Origin of the sequence: Methylocystis sp. IM3 (genome assembly GCF_038070105.1) — a bacterium.
Taxonomy (GTDB): domain Bacteria; phylum Pseudomonadota; class Alphaproteobacteria; order Rhizobiales; family Beijerinckiaceae; genus Methylocystis.
Map to the genome: position 1 here is coordinate 3,284,974 of NZ_JBBPBZ010000002.1, position 14,698 is coordinate 3,299,671.

The 14,698-nt window shown below is 67.9% G+C and carries 14 protein-coding genes and 1 riboswitch; of the genes, 10 read left to right on the top strand and 4 right to left on the bottom strand.

Annotated elements, in window-relative coordinates:
• Positions 1-163 precede the first annotated feature (163 nt).
• Positions 164-703 carry a hypothetical protein gene (locus WOC76_RS17910; protein ID WP_341389228.1) on the top strand — a complete coding sequence of 180 codons (540 nt, stop codon included), beginning with the start codon at positions 164-166 and terminating at the stop codon, positions 701-703.
• A 69-nt stretch (positions 704-772) separates the two neighbouring features.
• Here the strand turns inward: WOC76_RS17910 and WOC76_RS17915 are convergent, their stop codons facing one another.
• Positions 773-1,156: a cell division protein ZapA gene (locus WOC76_RS17915; protein ID WP_341104911.1), complete on the bottom strand. Its 384-nt coding sequence runs from the start codon at positions 1,154-1,156 to the stop codon at positions 773-775.
• A complete protein-coding gene (locus tag WOC76_RS17920) occupies positions 1,156-1,470 on the bottom strand; it encodes a DUF4164 family protein (protein ID WP_341104910.1) in 315 nt (104 codons plus the stop codon). Before WOC76_RS17920 ends, WOC76_RS17915 begins: the two co-directional genes overlap by 1 nt.
• Before the next feature lie 303 nt (positions 1,471-1,773).
• Here WOC76_RS17920 and gap point away from each other — a divergent pair, with 303 nt between their 5' ends.
• From gap to hspQ, 3 genes are all read left to right on the top strand, one after another.
• On the top strand, positions 1,774-2,781 hold the full coding sequence (gene gap / locus WOC76_RS17925) for a type I glyceraldehyde-3-phosphate dehydrogenase (RefSeq protein WP_341104908.1): 1,008 nt from the start codon (positions 1,774-1,776) through the stop codon (positions 2,779-2,781).
• 79 nt (positions 2,782-2,860) lie between these two features.
• A complete protein-coding gene (locus WOC76_RS17930) occupies positions 2,861-4,054 on the top strand; it encodes a phosphoglycerate kinase (RefSeq protein ID WP_341104907.1) in 1,194 nt (397 codons plus the stop codon).
• Positions 4,055-4,176: 122 nt separating this feature from the next.
• Positions 4,177-4,509, top strand: a complete 333-nt coding sequence (gene hspQ / locus WOC76_RS17935; RefSeq protein WP_341104906.1) for a heat shock protein HspQ — start codon at positions 4,177-4,179, stop codon at positions 4,507-4,509.
• Between the two features lie 133 nt (positions 4,510-4,642).
• Here the strand turns inward: hspQ and WOC76_RS17940 are convergent, their stop codons facing one another.
• Positions 4,643-5,338 carry an invasion associated locus B family protein gene (locus tag WOC76_RS17940; RefSeq protein ID WP_341104905.1) on the bottom strand — a complete coding sequence of 232 codons (696 nt, stop codon included), beginning with the start codon at positions 5,336-5,338 and terminating at the stop codon, positions 4,643-4,645.
• Between the two features lie 325 nt (positions 5,339-5,663).
• Here WOC76_RS17940 and WOC76_RS17945 point away from each other — a divergent pair, with 325 nt between their 5' ends.
• From WOC76_RS17945 to msrA, 6 genes are all read left to right on the top strand, one after another.
• Positions 5,664-7,556 (top strand): extracellular solute-binding protein, encoded by a 1,893-nt coding sequence (locus WOC76_RS17945; RefSeq protein ID WP_341104904.1) that lies wholly within the window; start codon positions 5,664-5,666, stop codon positions 7,554-7,556.
• A gap of 52 nt (positions 7,557-7,608) precedes the next feature.
• Entirely contained in the window at positions 7,609-8,694 is a 1,086-nt protein-coding gene (locus WOC76_RS17950; RefSeq protein WP_341104903.1) for an SPFH domain-containing protein, read from the top strand.
• A 24-nt stretch (positions 8,695-8,718) separates the two neighbouring features.
• Positions 8,719-9,183, top strand: coding sequence for an NfeD family protein (locus tag WOC76_RS17955; protein WP_341104901.1), 465 nt, complete (start codon positions 8,719-8,721; stop codon positions 9,181-9,183).
• A 23-nt stretch (positions 9,184-9,206) separates the two neighbouring features.
• Positions 9,207-11,003, top strand: a complete 1,797-nt coding sequence (mutL, locus tag WOC76_RS17960; protein WP_341431523.1) for a DNA mismatch repair endonuclease MutL — start codon at positions 9,207-9,209, stop codon at positions 11,001-11,003.
• 79 nt (positions 11,004-11,082) lie between these two features.
• Positions 11,083-11,610 carry a peptide-methionine (R)-S-oxide reductase MsrB gene (msrB, locus tag WOC76_RS17965; protein ID WP_341104899.1) on the top strand — a complete coding sequence of 176 codons (528 nt, stop codon included), beginning with the start codon at positions 11,083-11,085 and terminating at the stop codon, positions 11,608-11,610.
• A 1-nt stretch (position 11,611) separates the two neighbouring features.
• Positions 11,612-12,271, top strand: coding sequence for a peptide-methionine (S)-S-oxide reductase MsrA (gene msrA / locus WOC76_RS17970; RefSeq protein WP_341104898.1), 660 nt, complete (start codon positions 11,612-11,614; stop codon positions 12,269-12,271).
• Between the two features lie 9 nt (positions 12,272-12,280).
• Here msrA and WOC76_RS17975 read toward each other — a convergent pair whose 3' ends face one another.
• Positions 12,281-14,311: a hypothetical protein gene (locus tag WOC76_RS17975; RefSeq protein ID WP_341431524.1), complete on the bottom strand. Its 2,031-nt coding sequence runs from the start codon at positions 14,309-14,311 to the stop codon at positions 12,281-12,283.
• Positions 14,312-14,488: 177 nt separating this feature from the next.
• A riboswitch (glycine riboswitch) is annotated at positions 14,489-14,580 on the top strand.
• The last annotated feature ends 118 nt before the right edge of the window (positions 14,581-14,698 follow it).

Genomic DNA, 14,698 nt, shown 5'->3' on the forward strand with positions numbered 1-14,698 from the left:
AGAGTTGCGCGAATGGCCAGGCGCGTCAAGCGCCGCCCGGGCGGAGAAGACAGGCGCGCCTCTTCGCCTGCAGTCTTGCAACAGAGGCGGGGATCGCCCAAGTTCATGCGAATGGACGCGCGCCCGAGACAAAGCGTCGCGCCGACAGGGGAGAAAAATCGACATGTTCTTCAACACCAAGACCGCCGGGCTGCGTCCGGCGCTGGCCGCGGCGCTCATCGCCGGCGCGCTCGGCCTCGCCGCTCCGGCGCAGGCGGCCAAGCTCGGCCCCTATTTCCCGATTCCGAACGGCTTCAACCTCACGGGCGTCGCGCGGGATTCGCTTCTCAACATTCAGGCGAGCTGGCTGAAGAACGGGCTCGACAATCTGGAGAAGGCGCGCAAGGAGGCCGAGGCCGCCCACGACGAAGCGAAGGTCAAGGATCTCGACAAGCAGATCGAGGACGCCAAGGCGGAAATCGCCATCGCCAGCGACACCACCCCGGGCCCGACGCAGAAGGAGCGCAAGGACAAGCTTCTCACGAACGTCAACCAATGGATCAACGAGCTCGACCGCATGGCGACGGAGCAGATGAAGATCGCTATCATGTCCGACGGCGGCGTGGCGATGACGGCCGAGAAGCTCAATCACCAATATTCGACCTTCGCGGACGATCTGCAGAAGGCCAAGCGCGACGCCAGCATCGAGAACTGGGGCAAGTAAGCCCTTACGCGGAAGCGAGCCCTTGCGCCAAAGCCCCTCTCCCGCGACGCGGGGGAGGCCTGGGGCAGGCTAAAGCGGGAAATCCTCCAGCGGCGCGGGTTTCTGCAGGTCCGCGTTCAGCTCCTCCAGCCGGCGCGCCGCGTCCTCCACGGCGCCCGCGACCTTTTCCTCAAGAGCGGCGGCGGCTTTCTGCGTCGCGGCCAGTTCGGCGCGCAGGGTCGTCGCCTCCTGTTCCATGGCCTGCGCCTTGCCGCGCGCCTCCATGGACTCGTCGGCGATGGCGAGCGCCGCCATCACCACGATGCGCTGCTCGCCGATCTCCTTGAAACTGTCCTTCATGCTCAGGATCTTGCCCTCGACGTAACGGGCGAGCTCCTCGAGCCGCGGCTCCTCGCCGTCGTCGCAGGACAGGCGATAGGTGCGGCCCGCGATATTGACCATGACGGCGGCCATTATTCCTGCTCCTCCAGGGGAAACGAAACGGCGGCTTCGAGCGCGGCGGCGACCCCTGCCCCCGCGCTGTCGAGGCGGCGCAGCACTTCGTCGCGGGCCTTCTCCAGCGCGCTGACGCGGGCGAGCGCGTCGTCGAGCTCCAGCGCGAGACGCGCCCGGTCGTCCTGCATGATGGCGACCTCCTCCTCGAGCTCGGCGCTGGAGAGATCCTCCTCGAGCCGCGCGGCGATCGTGCGCTCGAGTTGATCCAGCGCGGCCTTCAGGCGCGCGAGGGCCGCGTCTATTCTTTCGGCGGATTTTTCTGAACGCGTCATCGCCGGGCGGCGCCCTATTTCTCGCGGCGGAAGAGGTTGCGGCCGGCCCGGAGCCGATTCGCCGCAGGAAGTTGGTAGCATGAATCGGGCTTTTCCAAAGCCGCCCAGACAAAAGGCGCGGGGACAAACGGCCCGGCCGCCCGTCTTCCCGGTCCGCGCGCGACGCGCCGACGCGTTGACAGGGGGACGCGAGGTGCTATCACACCCTCGCCTCGACATCACGGCCCGGCGCGCGGCGCGCAGACGCAGCAGGGCAAGAGCCGCCTTTCTCGGGAAACGGCCGGCGACAAGGAGAAATTCCATATGACCGTCAGAGTGGCCATCAACGGCTTCGGGCGTATCGGCCGCAACGTCCTCCGCTACATCGTCGAATCGGGCCGCACCGACCTCGAGGTCGTCGCCATCAACGACCTCGGTCCGGTCGAGACCAACGCCCATCTGCTGCGCTATGACTCAGTCCACGGGCGCTTCCCGCATCAGGTGAAGGTCGACGGCGACACGATCGACGTGGGCCGCGGGCCGATCAAGGTCACGGCCATCAAGAACCCCGCGGAGCTGCCCTACAAGGCGCTGGGCGTCGATGTGGCGATGGAATGCACCGGCCTCTTCACCGCGCGCGACAAGGCCAAGATGCTGCTCGACGCGGGCGCCAGGCGCGTGCTCGTCTCGGCGCCCGGCGACGGCGCCGATCTGACCGTCGTCTATGGCGTCAACCACGACAGGCTGACGAAGGACCATCTCGTCGTCTCCAACGCCTCCTGCACGACGAACTGTCTCGCGCCGGTGGCGAAGGTGCTGAACGACGCGATCGGCATCGAGAAGGGGATCATGACGACGATCCACTCCTATACGGGCGACCAGCCGACGCTCGACACCTTTCACAAGGATCTCTACCGCGCCCGCGCGGCCGCGCTGTCGATGATCCCGACCTCGACCGGCGCCGCCAAGGCCGTCGGCCTCGTCCTTCCCGAGCTCAACGGCAAGCTCGACGGCTACGCCATCCGCGTTCCGACGCCCAACGTCTCGGCCGTCGACCTCAAATTCGTCGCCAAGCGGCCGACGACGAAGGACGAGATTCATGCGGCGATCAAGGCGGCCGCCGATGGTCCGATGAAGGGCGTGCTCGCCTACACCTCGGAGAAGCTCGTCTCGATCGACTTCAACCACAATCCCGCGTCGTCGACGTTCCACCTCGACCAGACCAAGGTGATGGACGGCAATCTCGTGTCCATCCTCTCCTGGTACGACAATGAATGGGGCTTCTCGGGCCGCATGACGGATACGGCGGCGCTGATGGGGTCGCTGATCTGACCGTTCGACGAAAGCTGCATTGGACGCGGGCCGCTTCGGCCCGCGTTGCTTTTCAAAACGACGATTGTGGAGCTCGCCGATGACCGCCTTCCGCACCCTCGACGACATCGACGTCAAAGGCAAACGCGTTCTCCTGCGCGTCGATCTCAATGTGCCGATGGAGGACGGCCGCGTGACCGATGCGACCCGCATCGAGCGCATCCTGCCGACGATCGAGGAGATCGCCGGCAAGGGCGCCAAGGTCATCCTGCTCTCGCATTTCGGCCGGCCGAAGGGCCAGCGCGTCGAGGAAGACTCGTTGCGCCACACGCTTCCCACGCTGGAGCATTATCTCAAGCGCAAGGTCGCTTTCGCCGATGATTGCGTGGGCGCTGCGGCCGAAGCCGTCATCGCCGGGATGAGGGACGGCGACATCGCGCTTCTCGAGAACACGCGCTTCCACAAGGGCGAGGAAAAGAACGATCCGGCTTTCGTCGAAGAGGTGGCGAAGCTCGGCGTTCTTTTCGTCAACGACGCCTTCTCCGCCGCGCATCGCGCCCACGCCACTACGGAAGGGATCGCCCACAGGCTTCCCGCCATCGCCGGCCGCACCATGCAGGCGGAGCTGGAGGCGCTCGAATCGGCGCTGACCAGTCCGGCGCGCCCGGTGATGGCCATCGTCGGCGGCGCCAAGGTCTCGACGAAACTGGAGCTCCTCGGCAATCTCGTCGCCAAGGTCGACTATCTCGTGATCGGCGGCGGCATGGCCAATACGTTTCTTGCCGCGCAGGGGAAGGCGGTCGGCAAGTCGCTCTGCGAGCACGACCTCGCCGACACCGCGCGCGAGATTCTCGAAAAGGCGAAAGCCGCCAATTGCACGGTCGTTTTGCCCGTCGACGCCACGGTCGCCAAGAAATTCGAGGCGCACGCGCCCTCGCACATCGTTTCCGTCGATCACGTCGCGCCCGACGACATGATCCTGGATGTCGGACCGAAATCCGTCGCGCATGTCGAATCGCTCATCGCCAAATGCAAGACGCTCGTGTGGAACGGCCCCTTCGGCGCCTTCGAGCTGCCACCGTTCGACGAGGGCACCAACGCCGTCGCGCAGACGGCGGCGCGGCTGACCGTCGAGGGCAAGCTGCTTTCCATCGCGGGCGGCGGCGATACGGTGGCGGCGCTCAATCAGGCGCATGCCGGGCAGGAATTCTCCTATGTGTCGACGGCCGGCGGCGCCTTTCTCGAATGGCTCGAAGGCAAGACCCTGCCGGGCGTCGCCGCGTTGCAGGGCTAGCTCGATTGGCCAAGGCGGCCCGCGGGCCATTGTGCGGCGCGCCGGAGCGCGCCGTTGACGGCGCGGGGCGGCGCGCGCTACCAGTGGCGATCGTAAAATCCGCGTTGAAGGCGTCGTAAAGAATGCCGAGAGAGAGTGTCGCAAAATTCGCGATCGGACAGGTCGTGAAACATCGCCGCTACCCCTTCCGCGGCGTCATCTATGATGTCGATCCGGTTTTCGCCAACACCGAGGAATGGTGGCTCTCGATTCCCGAAGAGTTGCGGCCGAGCAAGGACCAGCCCTTTTACCACCTCTTCGCGGAAAACGCCGAAACCGAATATGTGGCCTATGTGTCGGAGCAAAATCTCATGCCCGACACCTCCGGCGACCCCGTCCGCCATCCGCAGGTCGACGAGACCTTCGAGCGCGATGAGGACGGCGTCTATCGGATGCGCGCGCCCAAGCGGCACTGAGCCCCACCGCTTCGCCGAGACGAAGCAGATCGCAGCCTTCATCGGGATTGAAGCCGACAAAAGCGCCCTGGGCAAAAAACAAAACGCCCGCGTTTTCACGCGGGCGTTTCTGACGCCTCGATATTTTTGAGGCTTACTTCTTGTCGGCCGCGCCCTTGGCTTCGAGCTTCTTGCGCTCTTCCTCGGCCTTCTTCTGCAGCTCTTCCTGGAGCTTCTTCTGCTGCTCCTCGAGCACCTTCGGGTCGATGGCCGGGCCGTCGAAGGCTTTCCCGAAGTTCGTCAGCGGCAGATAGAAGGTCACTTCGGCGTTGGCCTGGTTCTTGACCACGATCATCATCTTCTCGGCCTTCTTCATGCCGTCGATGACCGCCTTCTTGACCTTGGCCTCGGCGAAGCAGCCGTTCGGGAAGCAGATCTCGAAGGCGCCGGAATCGACCGGTCCCTTGTCGATCGCATAGCGGAAGCCCGGCTTCAGCATCAGTCCCGGCGGCAGCAGCAGGCGGATGATCTTGGTGTCGTCGGCCTTGGGGTCGTAAACGGCGAGGGCGAGCAGCGGCTGGGGGGCGTCGCCTTCCTTGGCGGCCGCGCCGAAATCGCGGGTCGTGTAGCAGATTTCCTTCTTGGTCGCCTGGTCCGTGCCGCAGACCTTGGTCCAGTCGGGCTGCACCGCTTGCAGATTGGCGGTGATCGGACCCGCGGGCTGCGCCGGCTGCTGCTGGGCGGGCGCGCCGCCGGCGGCCGGAGCCTGCTGGGCCTGCGCCGAAACGCCGGCGAGCAGCAAGGCTCCCGCCAGGGCAACCGCGGCGGACCGCGGGAAGAGGATCGACATGAGGAAGTCCCTTTCGCTTGTCTGCTAGCCGGCGCTTTTCCGGCTTCTAGCAAATTCTGTTGTCACGTCGTCGCGGGGGCCGCCGCACGCGGGGACGCGGAAATTGCGCCCTTGAACCCTTGCCCCTGCCGCGCATCGGCCGCGGCGCGAGGCCGCGCCGAGTCGACGGCAAAGCTCTTTACAGCGTCGCCGCGCCGATTTCCAGCGGTCGCGGCGCGCCGTGCTCGCCTTCGCCCGCACAAACCCCTTAAAATTTGCCAAATACGGCGAAATGAAGCCCGCCCGCGGGCTTCAAGCCGCCACATGTTCGACTATGGTCGGGGCCATGACGTCCTTTACGATTCGCGGCCGTCGCCTCTTCGCCGCCGCCTTCCTGATCGCCGGCGCCCTCGCGCCCGTCGCAGCGGCGGCGCCGGCCCGCGGCCCCACCGCGCAGGAGCGCCCCGCGCCAGCGCCCGGCGACGCCGCAACGCATGACGCCCTCGCGACGCATGGCCTCGCGGTGCATGGCGCTCCCGCGCTGCCGCCAGATTTCGACCACTTTCCTTACGCCGATCCGGCGGCGAAGAAAGGCGGCCGGCTACGTGTCGGGCTGCCGGGCACCTTCGACAGCCTCAATCCGTTCAACGTCAAATCCGGATCGGCGGCGCAGGGCCTCGTCGGCAACGTCTTCCAGAGCCTGATGGCGCGCTCGCAGGACGAGCCCTTCACGCTCTATCCGCTCATCGCGCAGTCGGTCGAGATCGATCCCGCCCGCGCCCATGTGACCTTCCATCTCGACCCGCGCGCGCATTTCTCCGACGGCGCCCCGATCACGTCCGAGGACGTGCTTTTCTCCTTCGATCTTCTCAAGTCGAAGGGCCGCCCGCAGCAGCGCGTCGCTTACGGCCTCGTCAAATCCATCGAGGCGCCAGACGCCCATACGGTGCGCTACGATCTCTCCGGCGTCGGCGACCGCGAATTGCCGCTGATCCTGGCCATCATGCCGGTCCTGCCCAAACATGCGACCAAGGCGGACAGCTTCTCGGACGCGACGCTCGCCAAACCCGTCGGCTCGGGGCCCTATGTGGTGGCCGCGGCGGAGCCCGGCGCGCGCGTGCTCCTGCGCCGCGATCCCAACTATTGGGGCGCACAGACGCCGAGCCAGCGCGGCCTCTACAATTTCGACGAGATCGACATTCAGTATTTCCGCGACGGCAATTCGCTCTTCGAGGCCTTCAAGGCCGGCCTCATAGATTATCGCGAGGAGACGAACACGACGCGCTGGTCGACGGGCTACGACTTTCCGGCGCTGCGGGACGGGCGGGTCGTGAAGGAAGCGCTGAAGAACGACAATCCCAAGGGCCTGAGCGGCTTCGTCTTCAATACGCGGCGGCCGCTCTTCGCCGACATCCGCCTGCGCGAGGCGCTCGGCATGATGTTCGATTTCGAGTGGGTGAACGCCAATTATTATTCGGGCCTCTACACCCGCACGAAAAGCTTCTTCGACGAATCGGACCTCTCCTCCTCCGGCCGTCCAGCGAGCGCGAAGGAGCGCGCCCTGCTCGCGCCCTGGCCCGACGCCGTGCGCGCCGACATTCTGGAAGGAAACTGGCGTCCGCCGGCCAGCGACGGCACGGGACGCGACCGCGAGATGGCGCGGCGCGCGCTCGATCTCCTCGCGACCGCCGGCTATCGACTCGAGGACGGCAAGCTCGTGAAGGACGGCGCGCCCGTCTCCTTCGAGATCATGGTCAAGGACCGCGATCAGGAGCGCTTGGCGCTCAGCTACGCCTCGACGCTCGCCCGCATCGGCGTCGAGGCGCGCGTGCGTCTCGTCGACGAGGTGCAATATCAGCGCCGCCGCCAGAAGTTCGATTTCGACATGATGATCGGGCAATATGTCGCTTCCGCCTCGCCCGGCAACGAGCAGCGCATGCGCTGGGGCTCGACGAGCGCGACGCAGGAAGCCTCGTTCAATCTGGCCGGCGCCGCCTCGCCCGCGATCGACGGGCTCATCGTCGCGCTGCTCGCGGCGAAAACCGACGAGGAGTTCGTCGCCGCCGTGCGCGCCTATGATCGCGTGCTGCTGTCGGGCTTCTATGTCGTGCCGCTGTTCCACGCCTCGGAGCAATGGATCGCGCATTCGGCCGATCTCATGCGGCCAGAACGCCTGCCGCGTTACAGCTCGCCGATTTTCGGGCCGACGCTCGAAAGCTGGTGGAAGAAAAATCCGTGAGCCATGGAGCCGCGGCGTTCGGGCGATTGCGTTTCTCTCCGCGTAGCGATCCATGCGCCGACGCACATCGGCGGTCGATCCGCCGTCGAATGATCCCGAAGGCGCCCGTGCGCGCGCCTGTTCCTATGGTTTCCGCCGGACGGAGGACGTGATGGGCTTTCCGCTTTTCATCATTGGCGCGGTCGCGATCGGCCTGCTCATTCTCGATCACACACTCGCTCTCGGCCTTTCCTTCCTGCACAATCCGCTTTTCTGGTTCGTTTATGTCGCGCTGCTCGCGCTCGGCGCCATGGTGCGTTTCGTGCGCCAGCAGAGCGTGCTCGTCGTCGAGCGACTCGGGCGCTACAACCGCACGCTCACCGCGGGCGTCAATTTCGTCTATCCGATCGTCGAGCGCGTCGCCTATGTCTTCGATCTGCGCGAGCAGGTGATCGACGTGCCGGCGCAGGACGCGATCACCAGGGACAACGCCACCGTCACGATCGACGGCATCCTTTATTACAAGGTCGTCAACGCCAAGGACGCCGCCTATGGCGCCGAGAACATAGAGCGCGCCATCGTCAATCTCGCGCAAACCTCGATGCGCTCCGCCATCGGCTCGATGGAGCTCGACAAGACTTTCGAGAACAGGACCGAAATCAACGAGCGCGTCGTGCGCGCCGTCTCGGACGCCGCGCAGCTCTGGGGCGCCCATGTCACGCGCTACGAGATCAAGGACATCAGGATGCCGGAGTCGCTGCGCCAGTCGATGGAGCGGCAGATGAAGGCCGAGCGCGACAAGCGCGCCGCCGTGCTGGAGTCCGAAGGCGTGAAACAGTCCGAGATCAACCGCGCCGAGGGCGAAAAACAGGCCGCCATTCTGCGCGCGGAGGGACAGGCCAGGGCGATCGAACTGGTGCGCCAGCAGATCACCGAGATCGGCGGCGATCAGGCGGTGCAGCTCGAAGTGGCGAAATCCGCGATCGAGCAATACGGCCGCCTCGCCAAGGCCGGCAATGCGCTGGTGCTGATGGGCGACGGCGCGGATCCCGCCGGCTGGATCGCGAGAGCCATGGCCGTGCTCAGAACCGTCAACGCGCAAGGCCCCGCGTCGAGCACGCCAAAGACCCGCGCGCAGCCCTGGGACGCGCCGCAGTGAGCCGCAGCAGCAGGGGCCGATGACATGGATACAGCCTTCCTCATCGATTCGGCGGCGGCGAGCCTGATCGCCGGCCTCGTCCTGCTCGGCGTCGACATCGTCGTCATCGGCCTCTCGCCGGTGATGTTTCTCGCCATCGGCGCGCTCGCCACGAGCGCGGCGCTTTACGCGACCGGCCTTCGGCCGGGCCTCCTCGAAACGGCGGCCATCGCGGCCGGCCTGAGCCTGCTTCTCGCGCTCTTTGGCCGCAAGGCGCTGCAACGCTTTCAGACGGCCGACGTGCAGGAGGACCAGAGCAGCGACCTGATCGGGCGCGAACTCGTCGCGACGCATGAGGTGACGAAGACGACGGGCCGCGTCCATTGGTCGGGGCTCGACTGGGAGGCCCGGCTTGCGCCCGACGCCCCGATCGAGCGCCTCGAACCCGGCGCCCGCGCGCGGGTGACGCGGGTCGAGAATCTGGCGCTGGTGCTGACGCCGGTTCCGTGATTGCCTGCTATTGAGATTCTGAAATGCCCGTTCGCCGTCTCGATCCCATTCTCGTCGACCGCATCGCCGCTGGCGAAGTGGTGGAGCGGCCCGCCTCGGCGGTGAAGGAGCTCGTGGAAAATGCGCTCGACGCAGGCGCGGCGCGCATCGACGTCGCCATAGAGGAGGGCGGCCGGTCGCTCATTCGCGTCATCGACGACGGCTGCGGCATGGACGCGCAGGACCTCGCCCTCGCCGTGGAGCGTCACGCCACCTCGAAAATCCCCGACGGCGATCTCACCCATATCGCCACGCTCGGTTTTCGCGGCGAGGCGCTCCCCTCCATTGCGGCGGTCGCGGATCTGACGATCGACACGCGCGCGAAGGACGCGCCGCATGGCTTCTCGATCCGCGTCGAAGCGGGCGAGAAGCGCGGCCTCACGCCGTCGAGCTGGCCTCGCGGCACGCGGATCGAGGCGCGCGCGCTTTTCGCCGCGACGCCGGCGCGGCTGAAATTTCTCAAGACCGAGCGCACCGAGACGGCGGCCGTCGTCGATGTCGTGAAGCGCCTCGCCATGGCGCATCCGCAGGTTCGCTTCGCGCTTTCGTCGGATAGCGGCGCGCTGTTCGATTATCCGGCCTGCGGCGACGATGGGGCGCGGCGCATTGCGCAGGTGCTGGGCGACGAGTTTCGCGCCAACGCCTTCGAGCTCGACGCCGAGCGCGCGGGCGTGCGCCTTTCGGGACTGGCCGGCCTGCCGACCTACAATCGCGGCAATACGCAGGCGCAATATGTCTATGTCAACGGACGCCCGGTCCGCGACAAGCTCTTCGCCGGCGCCATTCGCGCCGCCTATCTCGATTTCCTGAGCGCCGACCGCCATCCCGTCGCGGTCCTGTTCATCGACTGCGATCCCCGCATCGTCGACGTCAACGTGCATCCCGCCAAGGCCGAAGTGCGCTTCGCCGATCCGGGCCTGGTGCGCGGCCTCGTCGTCGGCGCGCTGAAGCAGGCGCTCGGCGAGAAGAGCCATCGCAGCGCGACGAGCGGCGCGAGCGCGGCGCTCGACATGCTGGCGCGCGCGGCGCCGGCGCGCGGCTTTTCGCCGTTTCGCGCCTCCGCGCCGGCGAATTGGGACGTCGCGCGCTCGCCCTATGCGCCGGAAGGCTTCGCCGAGACGCGGCAACAGACCTTCCCGACCGGCGCGCCCATGGCGGATGCGCGCGCCCATGAGGGTTTCGCCCAATCCACCGCCGAGGACGCCCCGCTCGGCGCGGCGCGGGCGCAACTGCACGAGACCTATATCATCGCGCAGACGCGCGACGGCCTCGTCATCGTCGATCAGCACGCGGCGCATGAGCGGCTCGTTTACGAGAAGCTCAAGAAACAGCGCGCCGAGGCGGGCGTCGAGCGGCAAATCCTGCTCATTCCCGTCGTGGTCGATCTCGACGAGACGCGCATGAACGCGCTCGCCGGCGCATTCGAGGAGCTTGCGGCGCTCGGCCTCGTTCTCGAACCCTTCGGCCCCGGCGCCGTTCTCCTGCGCGAGACGCCGGCGGTTCTGGGCGAAGTGGACGGCAAGCGGCTCGTCGAGGACATTGCCGACATGCTCGCCGAGGCGGGCGACGCGCGCGCGCTGTCGCGCCGTCTCGATCATGTGCTCGCGACCTGCGCCTGCCATCATTCGGTGCGCGCGGGGCGCCGCCTCGGCGCGCAGGAGATGAATGCGCTGCTGCGCGAAATGGAGACGACGCCCGGCGCCGCGCAATGCAATCACGGCCGCCCGACCTATGTCGAGCTGAAGCTTTCGGACATCGAAAAGCTTTTCGGCAGGAAATGACCCGGGAGCTTGAGCGCCGCCCGCCCGCACATATTTAAGGTGCTTGCGACGGGTCCATGGCTGGATCGGGAGGGAACGCATGAATCGCAGGGAAACGCTCGCCGCCGCCGCCGCTCTCGCCCTCTTCCCGCGCCCCGCCCGCGCGGCGGCGCGCGTCGAGATCGAAGCGTTCGACCCAACTGGAAAAAGTGTCGGCGTGGAGACGGTCGAAAAGATCGTGAAACCCGACGCCGAGTGGCGCGCGCAGCTCTCGGCGCTGGCCTATGACGTGACGCGCCGCGAGGGCACGGAGCGGGCCTTCACCGGCCCCTATTGGGACGCGCATGACGACGGGCTTTTCCGCTGCGTCTGCTGCGACACGGCGCTCTTCGACTCGAAGACGAAATATGATTCCGGCACGGGCTGGCCGAGCTTCTTTGCGCCGATCTCCAAAATCAATGTCGTCGAAAGCGTCGACGCCTCCTTCGGCATGCGGCGCGTCGCCATCTCCTGCAAACGCTGCGACGCGCATCTCGGCCATGTCTTCACCGATGGGCCGCGGCCCACGGGATTGCGCTACTGCATGAATGGGGTGGCGTTGCGCTTCGTCCCGCGCGGGCGATCGTGAGATGCGCCGGCTTCTGATCGCGCTGGCGCTTGTCGCGACGCCGCTCTCCGCCGCCGAGCGCGCCGTGAGCCTGCCGCCGGCGGCCTATGATCCGCCGGCGTCGTCCGCTCAGCAGAAGCTCGTCGTCGCGGGCGGCTGCTTCTGGGGCGTTCAGGGCGTCTTTCAGCATGTCGCCGGCGTCTCGCGCGCGGTCTCGGGTTATGCCGGCGGCGACGCGGCGACGGCGCATTATGCGCGCGTCTCGCAAGGCGACACCGGCCATGCCGAATCCGTCGAGATCACCTATGACCCCGCGAAGGTGAGCCTCGGCGCGCTGCTGCGGGTCTTCTTCTCGGTCGCGCATGATCCGACGCAAAAGGACCGGCAGGGGCCAGACGTCGGAACGCAATATCGCTCCGCGATCTTCATCGCCGATCCGGGACAGGAGAAGATCGCCCGCGCCTATGTGGCGCAGCTCACGGCGGCGAAGAGCTTCCCGGCGCCCATCGTCACCAGCATCGAGCCGCTGGCGCGTTTCTATCCGGCCGAGGCCTATCATCAGGACTATCTGACGGAGCACCCGCAGGCGCCTTATGTCGTCTTCAACGACCTTCCGAAGATCGAGACTCTTCGCCGCCTCTTTCCGGCCCTTTATCGCGACAGGCCCGCGCTGACCAAGTGACGAAGGCGCTCAGCCGCCAAACAGGCGCCGGAAGAATCCCTTCGGCTTCTCCGGCGTGGCCGGCGGCGCGGGCGGCGGCGCGGCGGCGGCGGCCGTCATGCCGGCGGCGACGCGGGTCTCCTGCTCCTCGCGCTCGACGCCGGCGCGCGCGACGAGCGCGGCGAGCATGGGCGCAGAGGTCGCCGAGACCCAGCGGCCGGCGCGGCGGGCGGCGAGGTAGTCGGCGAGCGCCGAGGCGCTCTGCGCGTCGCGGCCTTTTTCGAAGTGGACCAGCGCCCGCTCGACGATCCCCATATCGATGAGCGCGCGGGCGGCCCGCGCCGCCCTCTGGCGCGTCGGCGGATCGGCCGTCACGCCGATGCGCGCGGCGAGAAGCGCCAGCGCCTCTTCCTCCTGCGAGAGCGCGGTCAAAACCCCGAGTTCGGCGGCAGGGTCGAGGCCCGGCGGCGCCATGCCTTCGGCGCCGCAGGCGGCGGCGTAGCGTGCGACGAGCGGCAGCGACCCGCGCGCCTCGGCGCCGATCCGCCCGTCCCGCGCCTGCTGCGCGAGCGGGCCGCCCCTGACGAGGAGCGCCGTCACGGCGGGATCGGCGCCATAGGCGCCATAGCCGCCAGCGGCCTCGACGAGCGCGGGCGCGGCGGCGCCCGCCAGCGCGGCGAAACTCGCCTGTTGCAGGGGCTCGAACACGTCCCAGAGGCCGGCGGAGGAGAAACGGGCCGGCAGCCCGGCGCGGGCGAGGGCCTCGTTCAGCGCGGCGGCGAGCTTCTCGCGCCGGCCCTTGAGCCCCGCCGCGCGCTCCGCGAAGGCGCGGGCGGCGGCGCCCGTGCTCATGCGCGCGCCGGCGCTCTCGGCGCGGCGCATCAGCTCGTCGAGCAGGAGATCGTCGTCGGAGAGGCGGCGGGGCGCAAGGCCGTCCGCCTCGACGCGGAAGAGCCGCACGAAGGGGGGGCCGCCCGGATCGACCGGGGCGACGCCCAGATCCCCCGGCCGCGCGACGGGGGCGACGAGCCCCACATCGTCGCCGAGCGAGGCGCCGTAAAAGTCGATCTCGATGGTTTCGCCCAGTCCGGCGCCGTTGCGTTCGACCCCCCGCCGCACGGCGACCCCGTCGGCCTCGGGCGATTCGGGATCGAGGAGCAGATTGAGAAGATTGGCGACGACGACCGCGTCACGCGATTCGACGGCGTCGGGGTGTTCGGTCGGTTCGCCCGTGGCCTGGCGGATGTCCTCGAAGCCGAGCGGATCGATGATCGGCTCGCCGGCCTGTTTCTGCTCCTGCATCCATCCCCGCAGGCGGCGGCGCTGATTGAGCGCTATGGCCACGCAGGCGCGTCCGACGAGGGTCGCGCTCTCCTCCAGCGAATCGGGGATGCGCAGGCGCAGGCAGACGCGCGGCGCCCCGTTCTCTGCCACCCAATGCTGCATGATGGCGAAGGGCGCCTCGCGCGTGTCGGCAGCGGCCTCCGTTTCGAGCGGGCGCGCCTCGAGCAGCAGCCGGCTCTGATAGGCGGGAAAGACGCGGCGCGCGGGCGTGAGGCGGGCGACGAGCCCGCCGTCCGCACCCTGCTCGAAGGCGCGGCGCTGGCCGAAGGCCCAGACGAGGCGCGGCCCCGCCGACGCCGTCTGCTCGCGCGCCAGGCGTTCGACGTCGCCGCGCGCCGGCAGGGCCATGACGCGAAAGACCGCGCCCTCGCCCCCATTGCCCTCGGGCAGCAGCGTCATCAGCAGGCGATAATCGGCCCCCGGCGGCAGATCCCGCTCGGCGCCGAGAACGAGCGTCAGCGTCGCGCCGTCCGCCCCGGAAAGACGCAGGAACCGATGTTCCGGCGGAATGTCGAAGATGACCACGCCCGCGCGCCATCGCGCCGCGTCGATGACCTCCGCGAGGGTCGCGTCGGTCTCGAAGGCGGGGTCGCGCGCCGAGACGACCGTCAGCGCCGGCCGCGACGCGAGCGGCGCCGCGCGCTCGACGCCGTCGAAGGCGCCGATGGCGAGACGCCGCCGGCCATCCCAGAAATAATCGAGTTGTTCTTGCCACATTCGCCGCAGCGCCCGGGTGGAAAGTTCGAGGACCGCAGGGCGCCAGGGAGGCGTCACGATCCATGCGCGAGAAGAGGCCCAAAGCATAGCCGGGCCGCCCGCCCCGGCGCAAATCTCGCGGGAACGGCGCGGGAACGGGTTGACGCCTCCGGCGAACAGGCACATGTTTGACGTGTGGACTTCCTCGCGGGAGAGACCGGCGTCAGCGCGCCGGCGCCGAAGGCGAAACCGCCCCGGAAACGCTCAGGCAAAAGGACCGCGTGAAGTAAATGACTCTGGAAAGCGGCGCGGCGCCTTGGCGCTTCGCCCACCGAAGGGCGTAACCCGCAGGCCTCCAAGGCTGCGCGGGGAAATCTCTCAGGTCACCGGACAGAGGGGGCGCGTGGG

Excerpts from the sequence above, each read along its gene's own strand:
- WOC76_RS17910 (WP_341389228.1), top strand. The coding sequence starts at position 164 with ATGTTCTTCAACACCAAGACCGCCGGGCTGCGTCCGGCGCTGGCCGCG.
- WOC76_RS17915 (WP_341104911.1), bottom strand. The coding sequence starts at position 1,156 with ATGGCCGCCGTCATGGTCAATATCGCGGGCCGCACCTATCGCCTGTCC.
- WOC76_RS17920 (WP_341104910.1), bottom strand. The coding sequence starts at position 1,470 with ATGACGCGTTCAGAAAAATCCGCCGAAAGAATAGACGCGGCCCTCGCG.
- gap (WP_341104908.1), top strand. The coding sequence starts at position 1,774 with ATGACCGTCAGAGTGGCCATCAACGGCTTCGGGCGTATCGGCCGCAAC.
- WOC76_RS17930 (WP_341104907.1), top strand. The coding sequence starts at position 2,861 with ATGACCGCCTTCCGCACCCTCGACGACATCGACGTCAAAGGCAAACGC.
- hspQ (WP_341104906.1), top strand. The coding sequence starts at position 4,177 with ATGCCGAGAGAGAGTGTCGCAAAATTCGCGATCGGACAGGTCGTGAAA.
- WOC76_RS17940 (WP_341104905.1), bottom strand. The coding sequence starts at position 5,338 with ATGTCGATCCTCTTCCCGCGGTCCGCCGCGGTTGCCCTGGCGGGAGCC.
- WOC76_RS17945 (WP_341104904.1), top strand. The coding sequence starts at position 5,664 with ATGACGTCCTTTACGATTCGCGGCCGTCGCCTCTTCGCCGCCGCCTTC.
- WOC76_RS17950 (WP_341104903.1), top strand. The coding sequence starts at position 7,609 with ATGCGCCGACGCACATCGGCGGTCGATCCGCCGTCGAATGATCCCGAA.
- WOC76_RS17955 (WP_341104901.1), top strand. The coding sequence starts at position 8,719 with ATGGATACAGCCTTCCTCATCGATTCGGCGGCGGCGAGCCTGATCGCC.
- mutL (WP_341431523.1), top strand. The coding sequence starts at position 9,207 with ATGCCCGTTCGCCGTCTCGATCCCATTCTCGTCGACCGCATCGCCGCT.
- msrB (WP_341104899.1), top strand. The coding sequence starts at position 11,083 with ATGAATCGCAGGGAAACGCTCGCCGCCGCCGCCGCTCTCGCCCTCTTC.
- msrA (WP_341104898.1), top strand. The coding sequence starts at position 11,612 with ATGCGCCGGCTTCTGATCGCGCTGGCGCTTGTCGCGACGCCGCTCTCC.
- WOC76_RS17975 (WP_341431524.1), bottom strand. The coding sequence starts at position 14,311 with ATGTGGCAAGAACAACTCGATTATTTCTGGGATGGCCGGCGGCGTCTC.